This is a genomic window from Bradyrhizobium sp. 186 (genome assembly GCF_023101685.1).
GTDB lineage: Bacteria > Pseudomonadota > Alphaproteobacteria > Rhizobiales > Xanthobacteraceae > Bradyrhizobium.
Map to the genome: position 1 here is coordinate 8,220,683 of NZ_CP082164.1, position 16,617 is coordinate 8,237,299.

The window sequence follows — 16,617 nt, forward strand, 5'->3', positions numbered from 1 at the left end:
GGTTGCCGCCCAGTGCTCGGTCATCAGTGATGTCGGCAGCCATTTCGAGAAAGGCTCTAAGGGACGACCACCCCTGTTGCGCCGGCCGTCCCGCGGGTGTTTGCATGTTCCATGCAGGCGGAGCAGTCAATCGTCGTTGACCCAAGAAGTCCTGGCGGCATCAACTCGCCGCACGGCCTGATCTTGTTCGACGGCGTATGCGTCCTATGCTCGCGCGGCTGCCGCTTCGTGAACAAACGTGATCGCCGCGGCTATTTTCGCTTCGTTCCGATCCAGTTGGCCGAGGGACGTCCGCTCGCTGAGCAACTCGGCATCGATCCTGATCACCCGGATTCCTTCGCCTTCTTGGCGAACGGCCAGGCCTATGTAAAATCCGAAGCCGTGCTGCGCATTGCGCGCGAGCTTCCGCGTTGGCAGTGGACATGGGTCTTCCAATTCATCCCACGGGTGATCCGCGACGCGATCTATGACTTGGTCGCGCGCAACCGCTATCGCTGGTTCGGCCGTCGTGACGCTTGCATCCTGCCGAATTCGGATCGTTCGTGGCTATCGTGAACCGCCCCGGCAGGTATGACGAAGGAAGCAGTGTTGCTGCTTTTCAACTCAGTCCTTATCACCGTAAGCACAATCTGCCGGATCAGCTTCCTGTGCGCCCAAGCTCGGATCGAAGCGGAATAGCGTAGAGCAATAGGGGCAGACGATCTCACCGGCATCGCCCATCTTGAGGTAGATGTGTGGGTGATCTTGCGGCGGTTTATCCCCAATGCACTTGAACTCGCGGCTGCCAATGCGCACGATCGGCACCCCGACTTCATTATGAAACTTCGGATAACCTTCCATCTGCAGCGCGCGGCTTAGGCGCCCGATCGATAATTCAAAGTGCCGTGCATGGTTCGTCGAGCGAGGACTGGATCAGCACCCGGTGAGCGGCGCCCCTCTCGCGTCGTTCGGTTGCCGTAAAACGTACCCATAGCGACACGCCCATCGTTAGTTTCTCCCACCACGGGAGAGGGTTGGAAGCTAACGCATTTGCAGAGGCGCCGGCGTCGCCATCGCCGCGACGCGGCGCTTCACTGCGTTCTGCACCTTCTCGAAGGCGCTGACCTCGATCTGGCGTACGCGCTCGCGCGAGACGCCGAATTCCTCGGCCAGTTCCACGAGCGTGATCTGTTCCTCGGCGAGCCGGCGCGTCTCGAAGATGCGCCGCTCGCGCTTGTTAAGCACGGTGAGCGCATCGGACAGTGTCTTGCTGCGGTTATCAAACTCCTCGCGCGCGGCGAGCGTCGTCTCCTGGTCCGGGGATTCGTCTACCAGCCAGTCCTGCCACTGGCCGTCCTCGCGGATCGCGGCGTTGAGCGAGGCGTCGCCGCCAAGCCGCCGGTTCATGTAAATCAAGTCCGTTTCGGTGACGCCGATCCGCCGGGCGATGACCTTCACGTGGTCCAGCCGCATATCGCCATCGTCGAGAATGGAGATTTTGCTCTGGGCCTTGCGGAGGTTGAAGAACACCTTCTTCTGGTTGGTCGTGGTGCCCATCTTCACCAGCGACCGCGAGCGCAGGATGTATTCCCGGATCGCCGCTTTGATCCACCACACGGCGTAGGTGGTGAACCGGAAGCCCTTCTCCGGCTCGAAGCGCTCGACCGCCTGCATCAGGCCGACATTGCCCTCGGAGATCGCCTCGGCGATCGGCAGGCCGTGGCCGCGATAGTCCCTGGCGATCTTGGTCACGAGCCGCAGATGGCTGGTGACCAGCTTGTGTGCCGCGTCGCGATCGCCGTGCTCGCGCCAGCGCTTGGCTAGCATGTATTCTTCCTGGCGCTCCAACATCGGGAACCGCCGGATTTCCTCAAGATATTGGGTGAGGCCGGGTTCGGCCGTAAGGATCGGCAGGGCCGCGTTGCGGGCCATGATCAAGCCCTCCAACTAGTTTCGAAACAAAATTATCTGCATCCGATTATCGATTGTCAAGTTAATTTCGAAACACTATTATATTCTGAAGAGGCAATCATGTCAGCGCGCGAAACGGCAGAGCTCCTGCTGCAAGTGGGACGGCTCGTACAAGCTGAGGGCTATGACGGCGAACTCAGTCCGGCCCAATGGATGGCGCTCCGCTTCTTCGCCCGTGCCAACCCGTTCTCGCGGACCCCGTCGGCATTCGCGGAATTTCAAGCGACAACCCGCGGCACCGCGACACAAACCATTAAGGCGCTTGAAGCGGGTGGGTACTTGGTCCGACAGCCATTCAAGACGGACGGGCGAAGCGTAAGTCTGCGACTGACGAGCAAGGGCAAAAAAGCGCTTGCACGCGATCCGTTCGAAGTTCTGGTGCGCGCCGTGGATTCGCTCGACGCGACAGAGCGAACTGCGATGCGTCGCGCGCTGCACCAAGTGCTGTCCACTCTAGCGACGAGTGATGCGCATCGGCGCTTCGGTGGTTGCCAGGACTGCACGCACTTCGGCGGAGAGATGTCCGGCAACCTGCCGAGCACGGGTCCCTCGGCCGCTGAATGCCTGCTCCTCGGTGTTCCGATTCGGCCAGAGGACGTAGGTCTTCTGTGCGTCCATTTTCAACCAATAAAGGAGCACCGCGAGGACGGACCGACGCCATGAATGAGTTCGCCGCTGCGATCTGCTGAAAGGACGCTTAATTGACCTTCGTCGTCAACGAGAGCTGAATTCGCTGCAAAATCATGGACTGCGTCGACGTGTGCCCCGTGGACTGCTTCTACGAGGGCGAAAACATGCTCGTCATCCACCCGGACGAATGCATCGATTGCGGGGTCTGCCTGCCGGAATGCCCGGTAGACGCGATCAAGCCTGACACCGAGCCGGGGCTTGAGAAATGGCTGTCGCTGAATGCGGAATACGCGAAAATCTGGCCAAATATTACGGTCAAAAAGCGCCCCCCGCCCGACTCCAAGGAGTGGGAGGGGAAGCCGGACAAACTTCCATACTTCTCACCAAATCCCGCCGCGGGTGATTGAGGCGAACAGCGCCCGCACCGCAACATTCGCCTTCGCAATTTCCGCGAGGCGCTTACCTTCCTTCCAATATCCGCGAATTAACTCGCGTTTGAGATCCCTGGAGGCGCATAACCAGACAATCACCGCTCCGCCTCCTGGGCATTACCGGTGACAGAGAGTGTTGCGCTCCCGCCTATTCGAGGGAAGCATCATGCCCCAGTCTCAACGCCTGTCGTCCGTCATTCCATTCGTTGCAATTGAGCGCCCCGCTTGTCCGAAGTGCAAGGCCCCGATGATGCTCGTCAGTATCGAGCTAGCACGCCCGGGCGTCGACTTGCATACGTTTGAATGTGGTATCTGCAATCACGTACTTAAGACCCTGGCCGCGTATGAAGACCCTATGAAGTCCAAGGGTCTTGGACGTTGGCTTCAAGGCGATTTGCACCCACCGAAGTAAGGCGCGCCGGCGTGAACCGGCGGATTGTGTAAATTCCTTGAAATGAGGCGCGCCGTAGAAATGCCCACAAGCTGGGTAATATTCACCACTGGACCACACTGATAGACGCCCGCGCCACCGCGGGTGCGGGTGCGCTATCTCGAAAGAGGAGCAAATCTCATGTGTGACTATAGTCTGCATGCCATGGCATCGCGTCCCGCCAAAGTTGGAGAGACGCTCGTCACCACAACGTTCCCCAGGACCTCGACCCGTGGCTTTGCTGCAGAAAGCGAACCCGGGATGGCGGTCTGCCTGCTTCCCGGAACCGAGTTAGCCTTCGAGCAAAACGTTAAGTACGACCAGGGATGGATCTGGACGAGAACAACGAGCTTCCGCGTTGCCAAGTTTGGTGTGGTCGAACCAATTGTGCCGCATCGCCACCACGACGCGATCGAATTTCCCGATGGAAGCAATGTCCTGGTGACGCTGCTCGTCGAAGGCCAGCGAGCGACTGTGCTGCAATTGCCAGTTGTCCAGCAGATATCGGAGCGCACCACAAAAGCTGAGGAGCACGGAAGCACACCGGCATCAGCAGCTTGATCTTGCCCTGGAGTTGCACGCCGAATCACTTCGGCGGGCTCTGCGTAACATCTTGTCGCGGTGTGAGTTGGGACCGGCGACGGTGGAGAAATGCCTGCTGTCGATTAAGAAACTTGCAAACGACCGTGCTGCGGAGTGAGCCGGCGTGTTGTCTGCCGTGATGACGCTGATCGGCAGGATTTGCACATAATCTGCCAGCATTCGGCAAGGGGTCAATTCGCGCACTTCGTTGGTCTTAGGTGGGGCCTAGCCCTCCCCTTGAATAGATGAAAATCCTGCTTGGCCGCGCGAACTCAGTCTACGTCAGGCCGCCGGGTGGCGGACATCAACGCCGTCCGCTGAATATTCCGTAATCTTATTACGCAGCGTTCTGATGGAGAACCCAAGCAGGCGCGCTGAAGCGGTGCGGTTGCCGCCTGTTTTCGCAAGCGTTTCTAGGACCAGATCGCGCTCGATGTCTTTGATGGGCGAGCCAACGAGCCACCGTGCGAGACGACGTCACGACGCGCCTGAGATTTGAGACCGCGGGGACAGGGCGTACTCCATTTGCACAAACACTTCCCCTCGGCCTCATTCAGAGGACAAGGATTTGGTTAATGATTTCCTAACGCGACGCTCCGGCACTCGACTAGGGTTCGACCACTGCTGGCGAGGCCGCTAGTGCGAGCACCGCCTGCTCTTCCCACCCTCGCGGTGAATCCGCTCGCAATGAGAGAGCCGCCCTCAGGAGCGTGCACTAGATTTTGTGGTGATTGGCTCGATTGCACCGGTCGTTCGCACGGCATTACGTGCTTCGAAGTAAGAAGCGATTTCCGCTTCGGCCTCGCGTTCCCATTTTTCCGCCTCGGCGAGCCAAAGGAAACGTCTGGCCGGATCGCTCACTGCGAGCTGGCGAAACTTCGCTTCTAACTTGCGGCACTCTACCAGGTTTTTCATTGTCACCTCCTAGGAGATGCGTTTTCCGCGACAGCTTAGGCTCGTCTTGACGACGAAGTCATTGCGTTTCGTATTTCTTGCGTGCGTCATTGAGGCGCGGAAGATAATTGGGGCCCCTTCATTGCGCAAAACATCACGGCTAGCCGGTCCATCTGCGCCGAGCCGGGCGAGCGCCACCATGTCGCCTGGCACCATCGCGACGGGAAGAAACACGCAATTTTTGCTTGCCTCATGTTAGTCTTTCCCTGCCTGATCAGGGAGAACAGCCATGATAGCCGAGTTGGATGAAGACCGCTTTAATCCGTAAATTTCTAAAGCATGTCGGAGTTACATCGCAGCGTGAAATTGAGAACCTGGTGCGTAGCGGAGAGGTGAAGGGTGGCAAGCTCAAAATGCGAATGACCCTTTCCGCTGAGGGGACGCCGCTGAAACATGTAGTCGAGGAAACGGTCGCACTCTGACGATTATCCCGGCTGCCCCGGCAGGGCTGCCCTCTTGGTGGAGGACTCATCCTGCTCATTTCCAATTTGGTCCTTGGTGTCGATTCGACAACATCCGTGGTAGGGTTTCCAGCGAGAACGGACTCTACTCAAAACCGGGGGTGTTTTAGGGGAGTAGATCACAATATATGCTGAATTGACTCCTTATGCTGGAGGAAGCGGTCATGCTCCAGACGGTATCGCGGCTCCTTCCGGAGCTTCCGCTATTTCTCATGACTGCCGTCGCTACGCATTTGGTCATGTCATTTGCGCAGACGCTGATGCATTACAAGCTCGGCCACCATCCAATGGGCGGTAAGTTCTTTCGCAACCATATCAACTTCCATCACACCTACTATTCCAAAGATCATCTCGTCTCACGGACGTACCGCGGTGACGAAGGCAACAATACACCCTTCTTCTTCATTCCTGTGTTTCTGGTAGGAGCTTGTACATACCTCGTATTGCCCATTGATCTCTTCGTGGTTCAGGTAGTTGCATGTGCGGCGTCGTTCTACGCGCACGTCTTTTTCGACAAGGAATACCACGTAGAGGGATCGCGGCTTCAGCGGTTTGCATGGTTCAGACGCAAACAGGAACTGCACTTCGTTCATCACCGGCACGCGAACTGCAATTTCGCGGTGATCCATTTCTTCTGGGATGGGATTCTCGGTACCTATAGAAGGCCGGATGCTCGGTTTCGTGGACAAAAGGGATTCCCAAATCAACTGGTGTCTGATTCAAAACCGTCTCCTCTCCAGAAGCGACCTTGAATCAAACGCCGCTTGGAAGTTCCTCTGTGGAGTGCCTCAAATCGTAACCAACCCCGCCAGCAATATGACCTCCAGCACTGTGGATGCAGTCACATTGACGTCCCCACGCCACTTCTCTGGACCAAGGGCGGCTTAAATGACAAGTAGCCATTCTGGTCGTAGAGACTGCCTCCGAACGAGGGCCGAGCGAACATCGTAATACAGAACGCGCCATAGACGGCAAAGCAGTCGCGAGATCGAACCGCTCGATCGCCATTGGTCCTTTGATCCAAATGAGCCAAAGCGCGATCAGTGCGACGCCCGAGTAGCTCAATATCGAGCCGACCGCGCGTCCTGCAAAGCCAATACCTGCCAGAACTGCCGCGAGGGACAGGGCATCACGAAAGACCGCAGATGCCCTTGAGGTTGCCAGCTTGCACGACCTTCCGACGGAAAAACGTAAGTGGTTTGACGCTGAACAGGCTTACTGGTAGGGCCGCGACGCTCTCGGCGCGGGGAAATGAAACAGGAGAGTTCAGTCCATGATCGAGGGGATCAGCGCGGTCACACTAGGCGCCCACGAAATGCCACGAGCTGTCCTATTCTACCGCTCGCTGGGGTTTGAGGTCCTGCATGGCGGCGAAGAGTCGTCATTCACCAGCTTTCGAGTAGGGGTGAGCTATCTTAACCTCATTGCCCAACCTGCCGAGCGGCGCTGGTCCTGGTGGGGGCGCGCAATCCAACACGCGTGCTGGCCGCTTTCAAGCGAGAGAAGGAAGCGTTAGAGTCAATCCACAAGCAAAGCAGAAAATCGGCGTTTAAAAGATCGCTAAGGCGTTGAAGCGAACCCCAGGTGCGACGGGTGTGAAGCCGCGAAGCTTGGCGTGTCGCTCGATACGCGAGGGTATCCGCGCTGCCGACCTTGCGGCACCTACACATCCCGCGACATGCCAAACATCATTGGCAGATTCCGCTGAGGGCTGAAAAAAGCCCGCGATGCGACCGAACGGCAATGATCAGGGGTTTCTCGCGCCCTATTTTGAATTCGCGCGCGGTGATTTCCGAACTATAACCACTTCTGGCCGAATAGCGAGATGCCAACGGACTTATTTCTGGATCTATCTGGAAGACACCTCAGGCGATCCCGCCGTACTGTCGGATAGTTCGTTAACCGCGTCCGCTTACTGGTTGCGCACATGGTCACGATTTGTGTTTCATGAACGGATTGGCGGGATACATGCAGCAGATCGAAACCAATGACCCAACCGAGGCCCGACGCTGCCGCTACGCCCAATATCGAGGACAGGTCGCTACTCTGACCTTTGGCCGCGCGACCGTGAGAGGCATGGTTCGATCGGTCAAGGAAGACAGTTCCTGTGTTCCGGTTCGATGGCTGATCACCATCGCTTCGCAATAGCGGCGAGCAACTTCGTAAATTAATCGTCTTCTGACAGGATACCGCTCCTCCGTGAAATATCGACGCCTTGCCGGTCGGCACGTGATACCGACATCGTATGCCGATTGGTGACACCGTCATTTCCGATCATTTGGATTACCGGTTTCAAGGCAAGCTGCTGACCGCTCGACGTTTCGGTACGAACTGGAAGGTTCGTAGCGAATTCAACGTCGTCACTGTCGAGCTTCTGGCTTACGAAGGTTGGGACGGCGCGGATTGGAGTGTCAAATGGAGGGGCGACGGCTTCGTCCACACCAATCACGATAAGTCGGGGGAGTTTGATGCCCTGACAATCAGTTATATTGGTCATTCTGCCCAGAGATGGGAATGCGCCTGGCGGTTAGAGGACCTAGTATTCAGGCACATCCGATGCACATAGTCGAAAATGCTGTCTGATATGTTTTTGACCTTCAAGTCAGCCACTCGCAACTCTTTCGCAAACCACTGTGATCGAAGCAATGCCCTTCCAGACGAACCGTTCAGCTCAGTCGGCACGCGGCGGTCGCATAAAGCCGTCGACTCCCGATCATAACAGGTAGAGAGTCACTCCATCACGGCTCGGATTGGCTTTTGCATGACCACATCCTGGTGGCAGACGTGTGTCATCTATCAAATCTACGCGCGCTCTTTCCAGGACACGAACGACGACGGCATCGGCGACCTCGAAGGGATCGCGCGGCGGCTTGATTATCTCGTCAGCCTTGGCGTCGATGCGATCTGGATCTCTCCCATCTATCCGTCGCCGATGGTTGATTTCGGTTATGACGTTGCCGAATATTGCACCGTCGATCCGCGCTTCGGTGACCTGCCAGACTTCGACGATCTGCTGATGCACGCCCATCGGCGGCGGCTCAAGGTTCTGCTCGACTTCGTGCCCAACCACAGCTCCGACCAGCATCCATGGTTCGTCGAGAGCCGCGCTTGCCGAGGAAATCCGAAAAGAGACTGGTACATCTGGCGCGATCCCGCGCCTGGCGGCGGACCGCCCAATAACTGGATCAGCGATTTCGGCGGCTCAGCCTGGCAATGGGACGAGATCACCGGACAATATTATTACCACGCCTTCCTCAAGGAGCAGCCGGATCTCAACTGGCGTCATCCCGCCGTGCAGGCGGCGATGTACGATGTAATGCGTTTCTGGTTCGATCGCGGCGTCGATGGCTTCCGCATCGACGTGCTGTGGCACATGATCAAGGCGGCAGACTTCCCGGACAATCCACCTAACCCGGCCTATCAGCCCCAGATGGGCGAAATGCACCGCCTCCTTCAACTCCATTCGACGGACCAGCTGGAGGTACACCGGATCGCGGCCGCGATGCGCGAAATCGCCGACGGCTATGGCGCCAGGGGACAAGGCGATCGGGTTCTGATTGGTGAGATCTACCTGCCGGTCGATCGGCTGATGCATTATTACGGCGCTGAACGGCCGGAGATGCATCTGCCGTTCAATTTCCAACTCATCGATACCCCGTGGGATGCGCGCTCCCTTGCGTCGGCGATCACCAACTATGAGGCGGCACTACCGCCGGATGGCTGGCCAAACTGGGTGCTCGGCAACCATGACCGGCCACGCGTTGCGGCCAGGCGCGGACAGGCCCAGGCCCGCGTCGCAGCGGTGCTGTTGCTGACGCTTCGCGGCACGCCCACGCTCTATTATGGCGACGAACTGGGTTTGAGCGATGTCATGATCGAATCATCGCAAGTGCAGGATCCGCGCGAGTTGCGCGAGCCCGGTCTGGCGTTGGGCCGCGATCCCGTGCGCACGCCGATGCCATGGGACGACAGCGAAAATGCCGGTTTCAGCACGGCCAAGCCGTGGCTGCCGCTCCATGCCGATTGGCGGACGTGCAATGTGGCGCGGATGGCGGATGATCCTCAATCCATCCTGGCGCTTTATCGTCGCTTGCTGGCGCTCAGACGCACTTCCCCGGCTTTATCGATCGGCGACTTCGTTCTGTTGAATGTCGAATACGAGATGCTGGTTTACGAACGCCGACACGGGGCGGAGCGTCTGATTGTGGCGCTTAATCTCGGGGAACGGCAGCATCGGCTTCAATTGCCGGATTGGGCGCGCGGGAGCCGAGCGCTGTTGTCCACGCTCGAGGATGCGGCGCTGGTCGAAGGTGGCACCCTCCTGCTAGGCTCGAATGAAGCTGTCGTGCTCGAGGCCGGATAGCACGCAGCAGAGAAGGATGATCACGTGCGTATCGCCATGCTAGCGCCGATCTCCTGGCGTACACCGCCGCGCCATTACGGCCCCTGGGAGCAGGTGACGAGTCTCTTGACCGAGGCGCTGGTCGCGCGCGGTGCCGATGTCACGCTGTTTGCCACCAAGGACAGCAAGACGGCAGGCAGGCTGGATGCCGTCTGCCCGGCGCCCTATTCCGAGGATCCCACGATCGACGCAAAAGTGTGGGAGATGCTACATGTAGCTCATGTCTTTGAACAGGCCGGTGAGTTTGACCTCATTCATAACCAGGCCGATTTCGTACCACTCGCCTTCTCGCGTCTGGTCGGAACTCCTGTCGTGACGACGATCCACGGCTTCTCGTCGATGCGCATTCTGCCCGCCTACAAGGCATACGAAGATCGCGTCCACTACGTCGCGATCAGCGCGGCCGATCGCCATCCGGACTTGCGCTATGCCGCAACGATCCACCATGGCATTCCGCTCGAGGACTTTCCGTTCGATCCGCAAGGCAGCGAGGATCTGCTCTTCTTCGGCCGCATTCACCCGGACAAGGGGGCCGCTGAAGCGATCACGGCGGCACATCGATCACGACGGAGATTGATCATGGCCGGCATCGTCCAGGACCAGAACTACCATAACGAGCAAGTGGCACCCGCGCTCGGCGGTGGATCCGTGGTCTATCTCGGCCCGGTTGGCGGAGTGGAGCGCGCGAAGACTTTGGGCTCCGCACGCGCGCTGCTCCACCTCATTAATTTCGACGAGCCGTTCGGCCTGTCGGTGGTGGAAGCGCTTGCCTGCGGAACACCCGTCATTGCCTGCAACCGGGGATCGATGCCCGAGCTGATCGATGATGGCGTGACCGGGTTTCTGGTCGACAGCCTCGACGCGGCGGTCGATGCGATCGGCCGCATCGAAGAAATCGATCGCGCGTCTTGCCGCGCTGCGGTATCGGCACGCTTCACGGTAGATCGCATGGCCGATAGATATTTGGCCTTGTACCGATCAATCCTTGGTTGAAGGACAAACGACAGAAAAAACCGACGGGCCAAAACTATAACAGCGGATCGGTTCGATGAGAGCGTGGCCAAGCGCTTCCGGCTGTCAATCGTCGGATAGTCACTACGAATGCTTGGCTGGCCGCTGGGCTACGTCCGCTTTGGGTCGATATTGTTGCAAAAGTCGAAAATCGAACAACCCTAAAAATCTCGCGAAGGTCGATCTTTGGACCTCTCTGCCGCTGCATCGCTTTTCTAAGCCACGACGGAGGTCCGTGATCAATTTTGGATGAAACGATATGGTCCCTCGCGTCGCCGCGCGTAAAACGCATCAGCGGCTCTAAGAATTTTCGTTCGCCACCCCAAAAAGACTTTTGCAACAATATCTGTCAAAAGCTGACATCCGCCGCGATCCGGGATAAGTCCGCTTTACCCCTCGAGAGCGGACTTTCCATATTTAACATTACCCGAATCGCGGCGGCCAACCCGAATCGCGACGGCCAAACGGAGCGACTGACGCGATAGGCTAGCTAGGACGTGAACCCATAAATATGCCGGGTGGACGGCTGGTCAGAGTCCGCTATGCACCGATAGAGACCATGTTCTGCGCAGCTAAATGACGCGATGGGCCAGAGGCCCACCTCGGTGATTCGAGTCCATAGGGATGTCCAAGCTGAGCGTCTCCGGCCTTCCTAATCTAGAAAGATGGAGCTCGTGCCAAGTGCAACGCGGCCTCAACGCCGCCTTCCAGGATCTGCTCTGCCTGGGCAGCGTCGGGCACGGCCCGCGCGAACTGGAGGGTGCCCACCATGAGGCCGAAGATGGCGGTCGCGCGGCGGCGGCTCGCTGCGGAATCGGCATCCGGAAGTAGTGCGGCCAGAGACGAAACGTAGCTTCGCAGCGCTTTCTCGTAACCCTGCCGAGTGGACAGGGGCTGGCGGGCGATTTCGGGGAGCAACGCCGCCGAGGGGCACCCGCCCGCCGGGTCTTCGAGATGTGCGTGGTTCAGGTATCTCCGGATCGCGCCTTCAAGGTCCAGGCCCCTCCGCTGATCTTCATCGAGGCGATGTTGCTGGTCGCCGAGCGCGCTCGCCAGCGCCTCGCGAACGAGCGCGTCCTTGGACTCGAAGTGCGGAGAGAATGCCCCTTTGGTCAGGCCGGCCTCGCCCATGATCCCGGCGATCCCGGCGGCGGAGATGCCGTCTCGACGCACGCACTTCGACGCCACATCGATGATGTGCCGTCGCGTCGCTGCCTTATGACCTTTCTCGAAACGCATCTTCTCTCCACTCCACTAATATCCCGCAGCCGTTAGGCTGCAGCCGCTTCCAACAAGGCTCGGAGGTCGCGATCAAGCTGCTTGGCTACTGTATCGACATTATCGCTGCCAAACTGGCCGAAAACGGATGCTGGTCGATCATATTCAAACGCGACACCGCCATCGTCATCCTCGCGCAGAAGGACGCGGATGGGCGCATAGAGCCCCGCCGAAAGATGATGGCGCGTCATCTTAGAGGCGGTGAGCGGATTTCCGATATCGTACTGGATGGATCGGCGCGTCAGCCGCGCAATAGCTAGCAGCGCCCCATGGTCGCGCTGGCCGAAAATGGTGAGCGGCGGACAGGCCTCCAACTCTCGAAGCGCGCGCGTGCTTTCACCGTATCGCAGGAGAGCGAAGATCCCGTCGTCGATGCGGGGGGCCAAGGTCGCGAGCTTGGCTTGAAGCTAAAGGCTTTGTTGAGCTGATGGTCACGTGCTCGACCGTAATGGCACGCGTTGAGTACAGTGCATTGGCCATCTGTTGATCCTCCAATCGGTTGTCGTTGTACGGAATTGACCCCTTTCCCAACTGAAGGGGGCCAGACGTCAAATCGTAGTCGACGGGGTGCTCAAGACGCCCTCGATCCGGCGGGCAAGGTCAAGAAGCGCCCGGTCGCTCCCTAAGGGGGCGTCCAGCTCAAGGCCAATCGGCAGCCCAACGCGAGACAAGCCAACAGGAATGCTGATACCCGGCAGCCCCACGCTGCTTGCTGACACGGTGTGGTTCGCCAAAGCGAGGTAGCTGACTTCCTGCCCGGCGATATGGACGGTCGCCTGCTCCTTGAGCAAAGGCGCCGTGCAGGGCGTGGTCGGTTGCAGAATGACCTGCGCCCCATGAGAGACGAACGCCGTGTTGAGGCGGCGCTGGATTTCCGGCCGGCTCACGTTGAGCGCCGTCTGATAGGTATCTGCCGAGGTCGCGCCTGCACCGCCCGGCAGTACGATGTGCCCCCAAGCCTGGCGAAGCTGGGGCTTGAGGTCCTCGTAAATCGCGTCGAACGTGGTCGGAATGTCGTGGCGGCGAAGGAATTCCGAAATTGCGCCCATCGTCTCATGAGCGAAAATGCCCCATGTCGCGGTTTGGATGAGGGCATTGAAATCGTCGCCAAGGTCTACCTCAACGACCTCAGCGCCGGCGTCCTGCAGCCGCCGAACCACCTCGCGGAAGTGGGTCTCGACTTCCGCGTCCACCAGATCCAGGAATTGTCGCGGCGCGAAGGCCAGTCGGGCTCCCTTCAGGTCGTATCCGCGGTCGAAAAGCTCCGCAGCCTGTTCACCAGTCACGACCTGATCCACCAAAATGCAGTCCTCCACGCTTCGGGCGAATGCACCCGGCGTGTCGAGCGTATGGGAGATCGGAGCAACGCCGTTGCGCGGCCAACGTCCGGTAGTTGGCTTGAATCCCACGACGCCGCAGAACGATGCTGGCACCCGGATCGAGCCGACCGTATCCCCACCCAAGGAGGCGGGTACGATCCCGGCAGCCACGGATGCGGCAGAGCCGCTTGAGGAGCCGCCCGACACGTGATCGCGAGCGTGCGGATTCTTCACCTGGCCGTAGCGCTCGTTGTGGCCAGTCAGCCCGTAGGACATCTCCACCAGATTGTTCTTGCCGAAGACGAGGGCTCCTGCATCCTTGATTGCGCGGACAGCGTCCGCGTCTTCGCGCGGCACGAAGTGAGCGAGACCGTCGAGACCTAGGCTGGTAGGCAGCCCTTTCGTCAAATAGCTGTCCTTCACCCCGAGGGGCACGCCAAGGAGCGGAGCCGCCGAGCCGGCCGCATGCGCCTTGTCCGCGTCCCTCGCGGCCTCGAGCACAGCGGCCTCGTCGATGGTGATGAAGGCGTTAAGCTCGGCAAGCGTTCGGGCGCGCTGCAGAAGCGCCGTAGTGTAGGCTTCCGACGTGATATCGCCGTTACGAACCGCTGCTGCAGCGGCTGCGAGCCCCAGCGAGGAGAGATTCGTGATTTCTCGCGATGCGATGTGACGCGAAATGGCGGTGGTGTCGTTCATGAAATCCTCGCAAAGAGCTGTGACGCGGCATTTTCGGCGCTGCAAACGGCCTCCGCAGCTCAATGCCATGACGATCATAATATAAAATTACGATCGTAATTCAATAGCCTTTCTCGCGGCGCGGGGGCCTCGCCGGACACATAAGCGTGAGGTGCCGATGACGATTGATCGAGCCGGCAATCAACCGTTTCGACCAAGTCCGCTATGCCACCGAAAGCGGAAGCAAATTCAGAGCATTAGCAGCACGGCCGCAAAGCGTTGTCGGTTGATGGCGCGGCCCTAGACGTGATTCAAGCTCCGAAACCGGAGGCGAATCATGCGCTACGAACTCAGCGATTACGAATGGACAGCCATCAAGCCGATGCTGCCGAACAAGCCGCGCGGCGTTCGGCGCGTAAATGACCGTCGCGTGCTCAATGGCATCTTTTGGGTCTTGCGTTCAGGCGCGCCATGGCGCGACTTGCCGGAGAACTATGGTCCCTGCACCACTTGTTACAACCGTTTCGTTCGGTGGCGTCGGGCTGGCGTCTGGGACCGGATCATGGATGCACTGGCCGCCGGTTGTAACGCGGCGGTGCAAATGATCGATACTTCGGTCGTCCGCGTGCACCAGCACGGAGCCTGCATCGCCGACAATAGTCATCAAGATATGGGTCGCTCACGAGGCGGCCTGACGAGCAAGATTCATGCGGTGGTGGACACCAATGGCCTGCCGGTCCATCTCGCGCTCACGCCGGGTGAGGCGCACGACAATCGACTGTGTTCGGTTCTCCTCAACGCCTTGCTTCCCCAAACGATGTTACTCGCGGATCGTGGATACGACGCGGATTGGATCAGGGAGCTTGCCCGCCACCAAGGTGCGTGGGCCAATATTCCGCCGAAACGCAATCGCAATCTGCTTCATAACGTTGTCGCGCGTGAGGTTGTCACCGCACTGTCTGAGTACCTGGACGAAGGCCTTCGCCGCGCCGTATTCGCTGGAATCAAGCAGAGCCCGAGCTCAAGTCCGCGCGCACATAGCGCGCTGGAAGATAAGGAAAAACTGGCGCACCCGACACGATTCGAACGTGTGACCTTTGCCTTCGGAGGGCAACGCTAAGCGACTGCCTGAAATAGCAATCTGAGATGGTTGCATGTCCGGGATTTAAACCTACTCAGCGGACAGCTCAAACGTACGCTGGTAGCGTACGAACGGCGGTTCTTGGAAACTTTGAAGATGCCGCGTAGCGAGTTGGGTTGCGCTGCCCGCCGAAAAGAAAACAGGACCCGCACGGTAGTGGTCGCGATGTAGCGGGCCACTGACTCGAACCTCGGACTGCTCAGCCAGTCTGCAGCACGTCGCCGCGCCGATTCCTCCGCCAGCGCCAGTCACGAGGGCTATCCGCCCATCAAGCGATGACATTCGATCTCTCCTAACAGTAACTCGGAAGAAGGCGTTGGCCGCCGGTGGCAGGCGAGGCATAAACGAAGAGAAGGACAGTTCAATTTGCCGTCGAAAGAGCGATCATTTGAAGAGGTCAATCGTGTCATTTACTGTCTAAGACCGATCCAAACGGCTCGAAGCGCTGGCCGTTGAATTTCACCAGCTGAAGCTGATCGATGGGAGAATAGTCGGTGGAACTGGTTCTTATCTTGATGCCCGGCAAATAGACGTTGATTTCCATATCGAGACTGGTCATGCGTCGTGCGATCGACCGCGTGGTCGATCGCTTCGGGTGTCTGGATATCGTGTTCGGAAATGCCGGTATTGGAGGAGGCGCCGGCTTCCTCGGTCTTGATGGAAGCGCCAATGCGGGCGGCGAAATCGGATCTGTGACTGACGAGCTTTGGGACAAAGTGCTCGCCGTGAACTTGAGTTCCGTTTTCGCAACGATTCAGAGTGCGGCTTTTCACATGAAAAAGGGAACAGGTGGGCGCATAATCATCACGACTTCGGTTGCTTCCTTTCGCAATCAAACTTGGGTGGGGACGCCTTATATGGCTGCGAAGGCCGGCGCGGCCCACCTTGTTCGTCAAATGGCGCTGGAACTCGCGCGCTACAACATTACGGTGAATGCGATCGCGCCGGGTGCCTTGCCTCGCTGGTGACTGGGATGAATGTTTTGGTCGCAGCCGGATTTTCGATCGCAGGACTTGTAAGCCCAAAGTCGATACTGCCGGTGAGCTACGTTCCGACGGAAGCCTCATTCATTTTTGCAATGTACGCCGCGGCCCGCACCATTCCTCTTGCCTTTATTACGCTGATTGCGATCTACAAAAATTGGGAGCCGGCGGTCCTGATATTGGGTACCCTGGCAGGTTTCATACAATTGCTGGATGGCGGCGTGGGACTGTTGCAGCATGATCTCGGAAAATCCATCGGGCCTCTTGTCATTGCCGCACTGCAATTTTGCGCGATGTATCTGTTGAGCCGGTCCGCGCGAAGCAGCGCGGAATAGCGGTTGTTTCAGTTCCGTCGGTCACGGCCACTCTG

Annotated in this window: 18 protein-coding genes and 2 pseudogenes; 12 read left to right on the plus strand and 8 right to left on the minus strand. The window is 58.7% G+C overall.

What is annotated here, in order from left to right; genetic code table 11:
• Nucleotides 1-183: 183 nt before the first annotated feature.
• Nucleotides 184-555: a DCC1-like thiol-disulfide oxidoreductase family protein gene (locus tag IVB18_RS39400; RefSeq protein WP_256477124.1), complete on the plus strand. Its 372-nt coding sequence runs from the start codon at nucleotides 184-186 to the stop codon at nucleotides 553-555.
• A gap of 48 nt (nucleotides 556-603) precedes the next feature.
• Here the strand turns inward: IVB18_RS39400 and IVB18_RS39405 are convergent, their stop codons facing one another.
• Both IVB18_RS39405 and rpoH read right to left on the minus strand, forming a co-directional pair.
• A complete protein-coding gene (locus IVB18_RS39405) occupies nucleotides 604-840 on the minus strand; it encodes a zinc-finger domain-containing protein (RefSeq protein WP_247985618.1) in 237 nt (78 codons plus the stop codon).
• 180 nt (nucleotides 841-1,020) lie between these two features.
• Nucleotides 1,021-1,911, minus strand: coding sequence for an RNA polymerase sigma factor RpoH (gene rpoH, locus IVB18_RS39410; protein ID WP_247985619.1), 891 nt, complete (start codon nucleotides 1,909-1,911; stop codon nucleotides 1,021-1,023).
• Between the two features lie 99 nt (nucleotides 1,912-2,010).
• Between rpoH and IVB18_RS39415 the strand changes: the two genes are divergently transcribed.
• From IVB18_RS39415 to IVB18_RS39425, 3 genes are all read left to right on the plus strand, one after another.
• On the plus strand, nucleotides 2,011-2,613 hold the full coding sequence (locus tag IVB18_RS39415; protein WP_247985620.1) for a MarR family transcriptional regulator: 603 nt from the start codon (nucleotides 2,011-2,013) through the stop codon (nucleotides 2,611-2,613).
• A 65-nt stretch (nucleotides 2,614-2,678) separates the two neighbouring features.
• Nucleotides 2,679-2,987, plus strand: coding sequence for a ferredoxin FdxA (gene fdxA, locus IVB18_RS39420; protein ID WP_346732683.1), 309 nt, complete (start codon nucleotides 2,679-2,681; stop codon nucleotides 2,985-2,987).
• 595 nt (nucleotides 2,988-3,582) lie between these two features.
• Entirely contained in the window at nucleotides 3,583-4,002 is a 420-nt protein-coding gene (locus tag IVB18_RS39425; protein ID WP_247985622.1) for a hypothetical protein, read from the plus strand.
• 303 nt (nucleotides 4,003-4,305) lie between these two features.
• Here IVB18_RS39425 and IVB18_RS39430 read toward each other — a convergent pair whose 3' ends face one another.
• Both IVB18_RS39430 and IVB18_RS39435 read right to left on the minus strand, forming a co-directional pair.
• Nucleotides 4,306-4,467, minus strand: coding sequence for a helix-turn-helix domain-containing protein (locus IVB18_RS39430; protein WP_247991841.1), 162 nt, complete (start codon nucleotides 4,465-4,467; stop codon nucleotides 4,306-4,308).
• Nucleotides 4,468-4,725: 258 nt separating this feature from the next.
• Nucleotides 4,726-4,938, minus strand: coding sequence for a hypothetical protein (locus tag IVB18_RS39435; RefSeq protein WP_247985623.1), 213 nt, complete (start codon nucleotides 4,936-4,938; stop codon nucleotides 4,726-4,728).
• 268 nt (nucleotides 4,939-5,206) lie between these two features.
• Here IVB18_RS39435 and IVB18_RS39440 point away from each other — a divergent pair.
• The 5 genes and pseudogenes from IVB18_RS39440 to IVB18_RS39460 all read left to right on the plus strand — a co-directional run bounded on the left by IVB18_RS39440 (nucleotide 5,207) and on the right by IVB18_RS39460 (nucleotide 10,833).
• Nucleotides 5,207-5,399: pseudogene (locus tag IVB18_RS39440) on the plus strand (DUF6494 family protein).
• Between the two features lie 203 nt (nucleotides 5,400-5,602).
• Nucleotides 5,603-6,190 carry a sterol desaturase family protein gene (locus IVB18_RS39445; protein ID WP_247985624.1) on the plus strand — a complete coding sequence of 196 codons (588 nt, stop codon included), beginning with the start codon at nucleotides 5,603-5,605 and terminating at the stop codon, nucleotides 6,188-6,190.
• Nucleotides 6,191-7,406: 1,216 nt separating this feature from the next.
• On the plus strand, nucleotides 7,407-7,586 hold the full coding sequence (locus tag IVB18_RS39450; protein WP_247985625.1) for a hypothetical protein: 180 nt from the start codon (nucleotides 7,407-7,409) through the stop codon (nucleotides 7,584-7,586).
• 613 nt (nucleotides 7,587-8,199) lie between these two features.
• A complete protein-coding gene (locus tag IVB18_RS39455) occupies nucleotides 8,200-9,801 on the plus strand; it encodes an alpha-amylase family glycosyl hydrolase (protein WP_247985626.1) in 1,602 nt (533 codons plus the stop codon).
• Between the two features lie 36 nt (nucleotides 9,802-9,837).
• Nucleotides 9,838-10,833: a glycosyltransferase family 4 protein gene (locus IVB18_RS39460; RefSeq protein ID WP_256477125.1), complete on the plus strand. Its 996-nt coding sequence runs from the start codon at nucleotides 9,838-9,840 to the stop codon at nucleotides 10,831-10,833.
• A gap of 675 nt (nucleotides 10,834-11,508) precedes the next feature.
• On the opposite strand, the gene IVB18_RS39465 is transcribed toward IVB18_RS39460, so the two are convergent.
• From IVB18_RS39465 to IVB18_RS39475, 3 genes are all read right to left on the minus strand, one after another.
• Nucleotides 11,509-12,090 carry a TetR/AcrR family transcriptional regulator gene (locus IVB18_RS39465; protein WP_247985628.1) on the minus strand — a complete coding sequence of 194 codons (582 nt, stop codon included), beginning with the start codon at nucleotides 12,088-12,090 and terminating at the stop codon, nucleotides 11,509-11,511.
• Between the two features lie 32 nt (nucleotides 12,091-12,122).
• Nucleotides 12,123-12,515 (minus strand): DUF302 domain-containing protein, encoded by a 393-nt coding sequence (locus IVB18_RS39470; RefSeq protein ID WP_247985629.1) that lies wholly within the window; start codon nucleotides 12,513-12,515, stop codon nucleotides 12,123-12,125.
• A 162-nt stretch (nucleotides 12,516-12,677) separates the two neighbouring features.
• Nucleotides 12,678-14,144, minus strand: a complete 1,467-nt coding sequence (locus IVB18_RS39475) for an amidase family protein (RefSeq protein WP_247985630.1) — start codon at nucleotides 14,142-14,144, stop codon at nucleotides 12,678-12,680.
• A 316-nt stretch (nucleotides 14,145-14,460) separates the two neighbouring features.
• Here IVB18_RS39475 and IVB18_RS39480 point away from each other — a divergent pair.
• Nucleotides 14,461-15,036 (plus strand): annotated as a pseudogene (locus IVB18_RS39480) (IS5 family transposase); the annotation flags it as partial.
• Between the two features lie 634 nt (nucleotides 15,037-15,670).
• Here the strand turns inward: IVB18_RS39480 and IVB18_RS39485 are convergent.
• Nucleotides 15,671-15,823: a hypothetical protein gene (locus IVB18_RS39485; protein ID WP_247985631.1), complete on the minus strand. Its 153-nt coding sequence runs from the start codon at nucleotides 15,821-15,823 to the stop codon at nucleotides 15,671-15,673.
• Between IVB18_RS39485 and IVB18_RS39490 the strand changes: the two genes are divergently transcribed.
• Together IVB18_RS39490 and IVB18_RS39495 are read left to right on the plus strand one after the other, a co-directional pair.
• The gene (locus IVB18_RS39490) at nucleotides 15,822-16,232 is read left to right on the plus strand and encodes an SDR family oxidoreductase (protein WP_247985632.1); all 411 of its coding nucleotides are present in this window, start codon (nucleotides 15,822-15,824) and stop codon (nucleotides 16,230-16,232) included. The genes IVB18_RS39485 and IVB18_RS39490 overlap by 2 nt on opposite strands.
• Nucleotides 16,233-16,237: 5 nt before the next feature.
• On the plus strand, nucleotides 16,238-16,582 hold the full coding sequence (locus IVB18_RS39495) for a hypothetical protein (protein WP_247985633.1): 345 nt from the start codon (nucleotides 16,238-16,240) through the stop codon (nucleotides 16,580-16,582).
• Nucleotides 16,583-16,617: the final 35 nt, after the last annotated feature.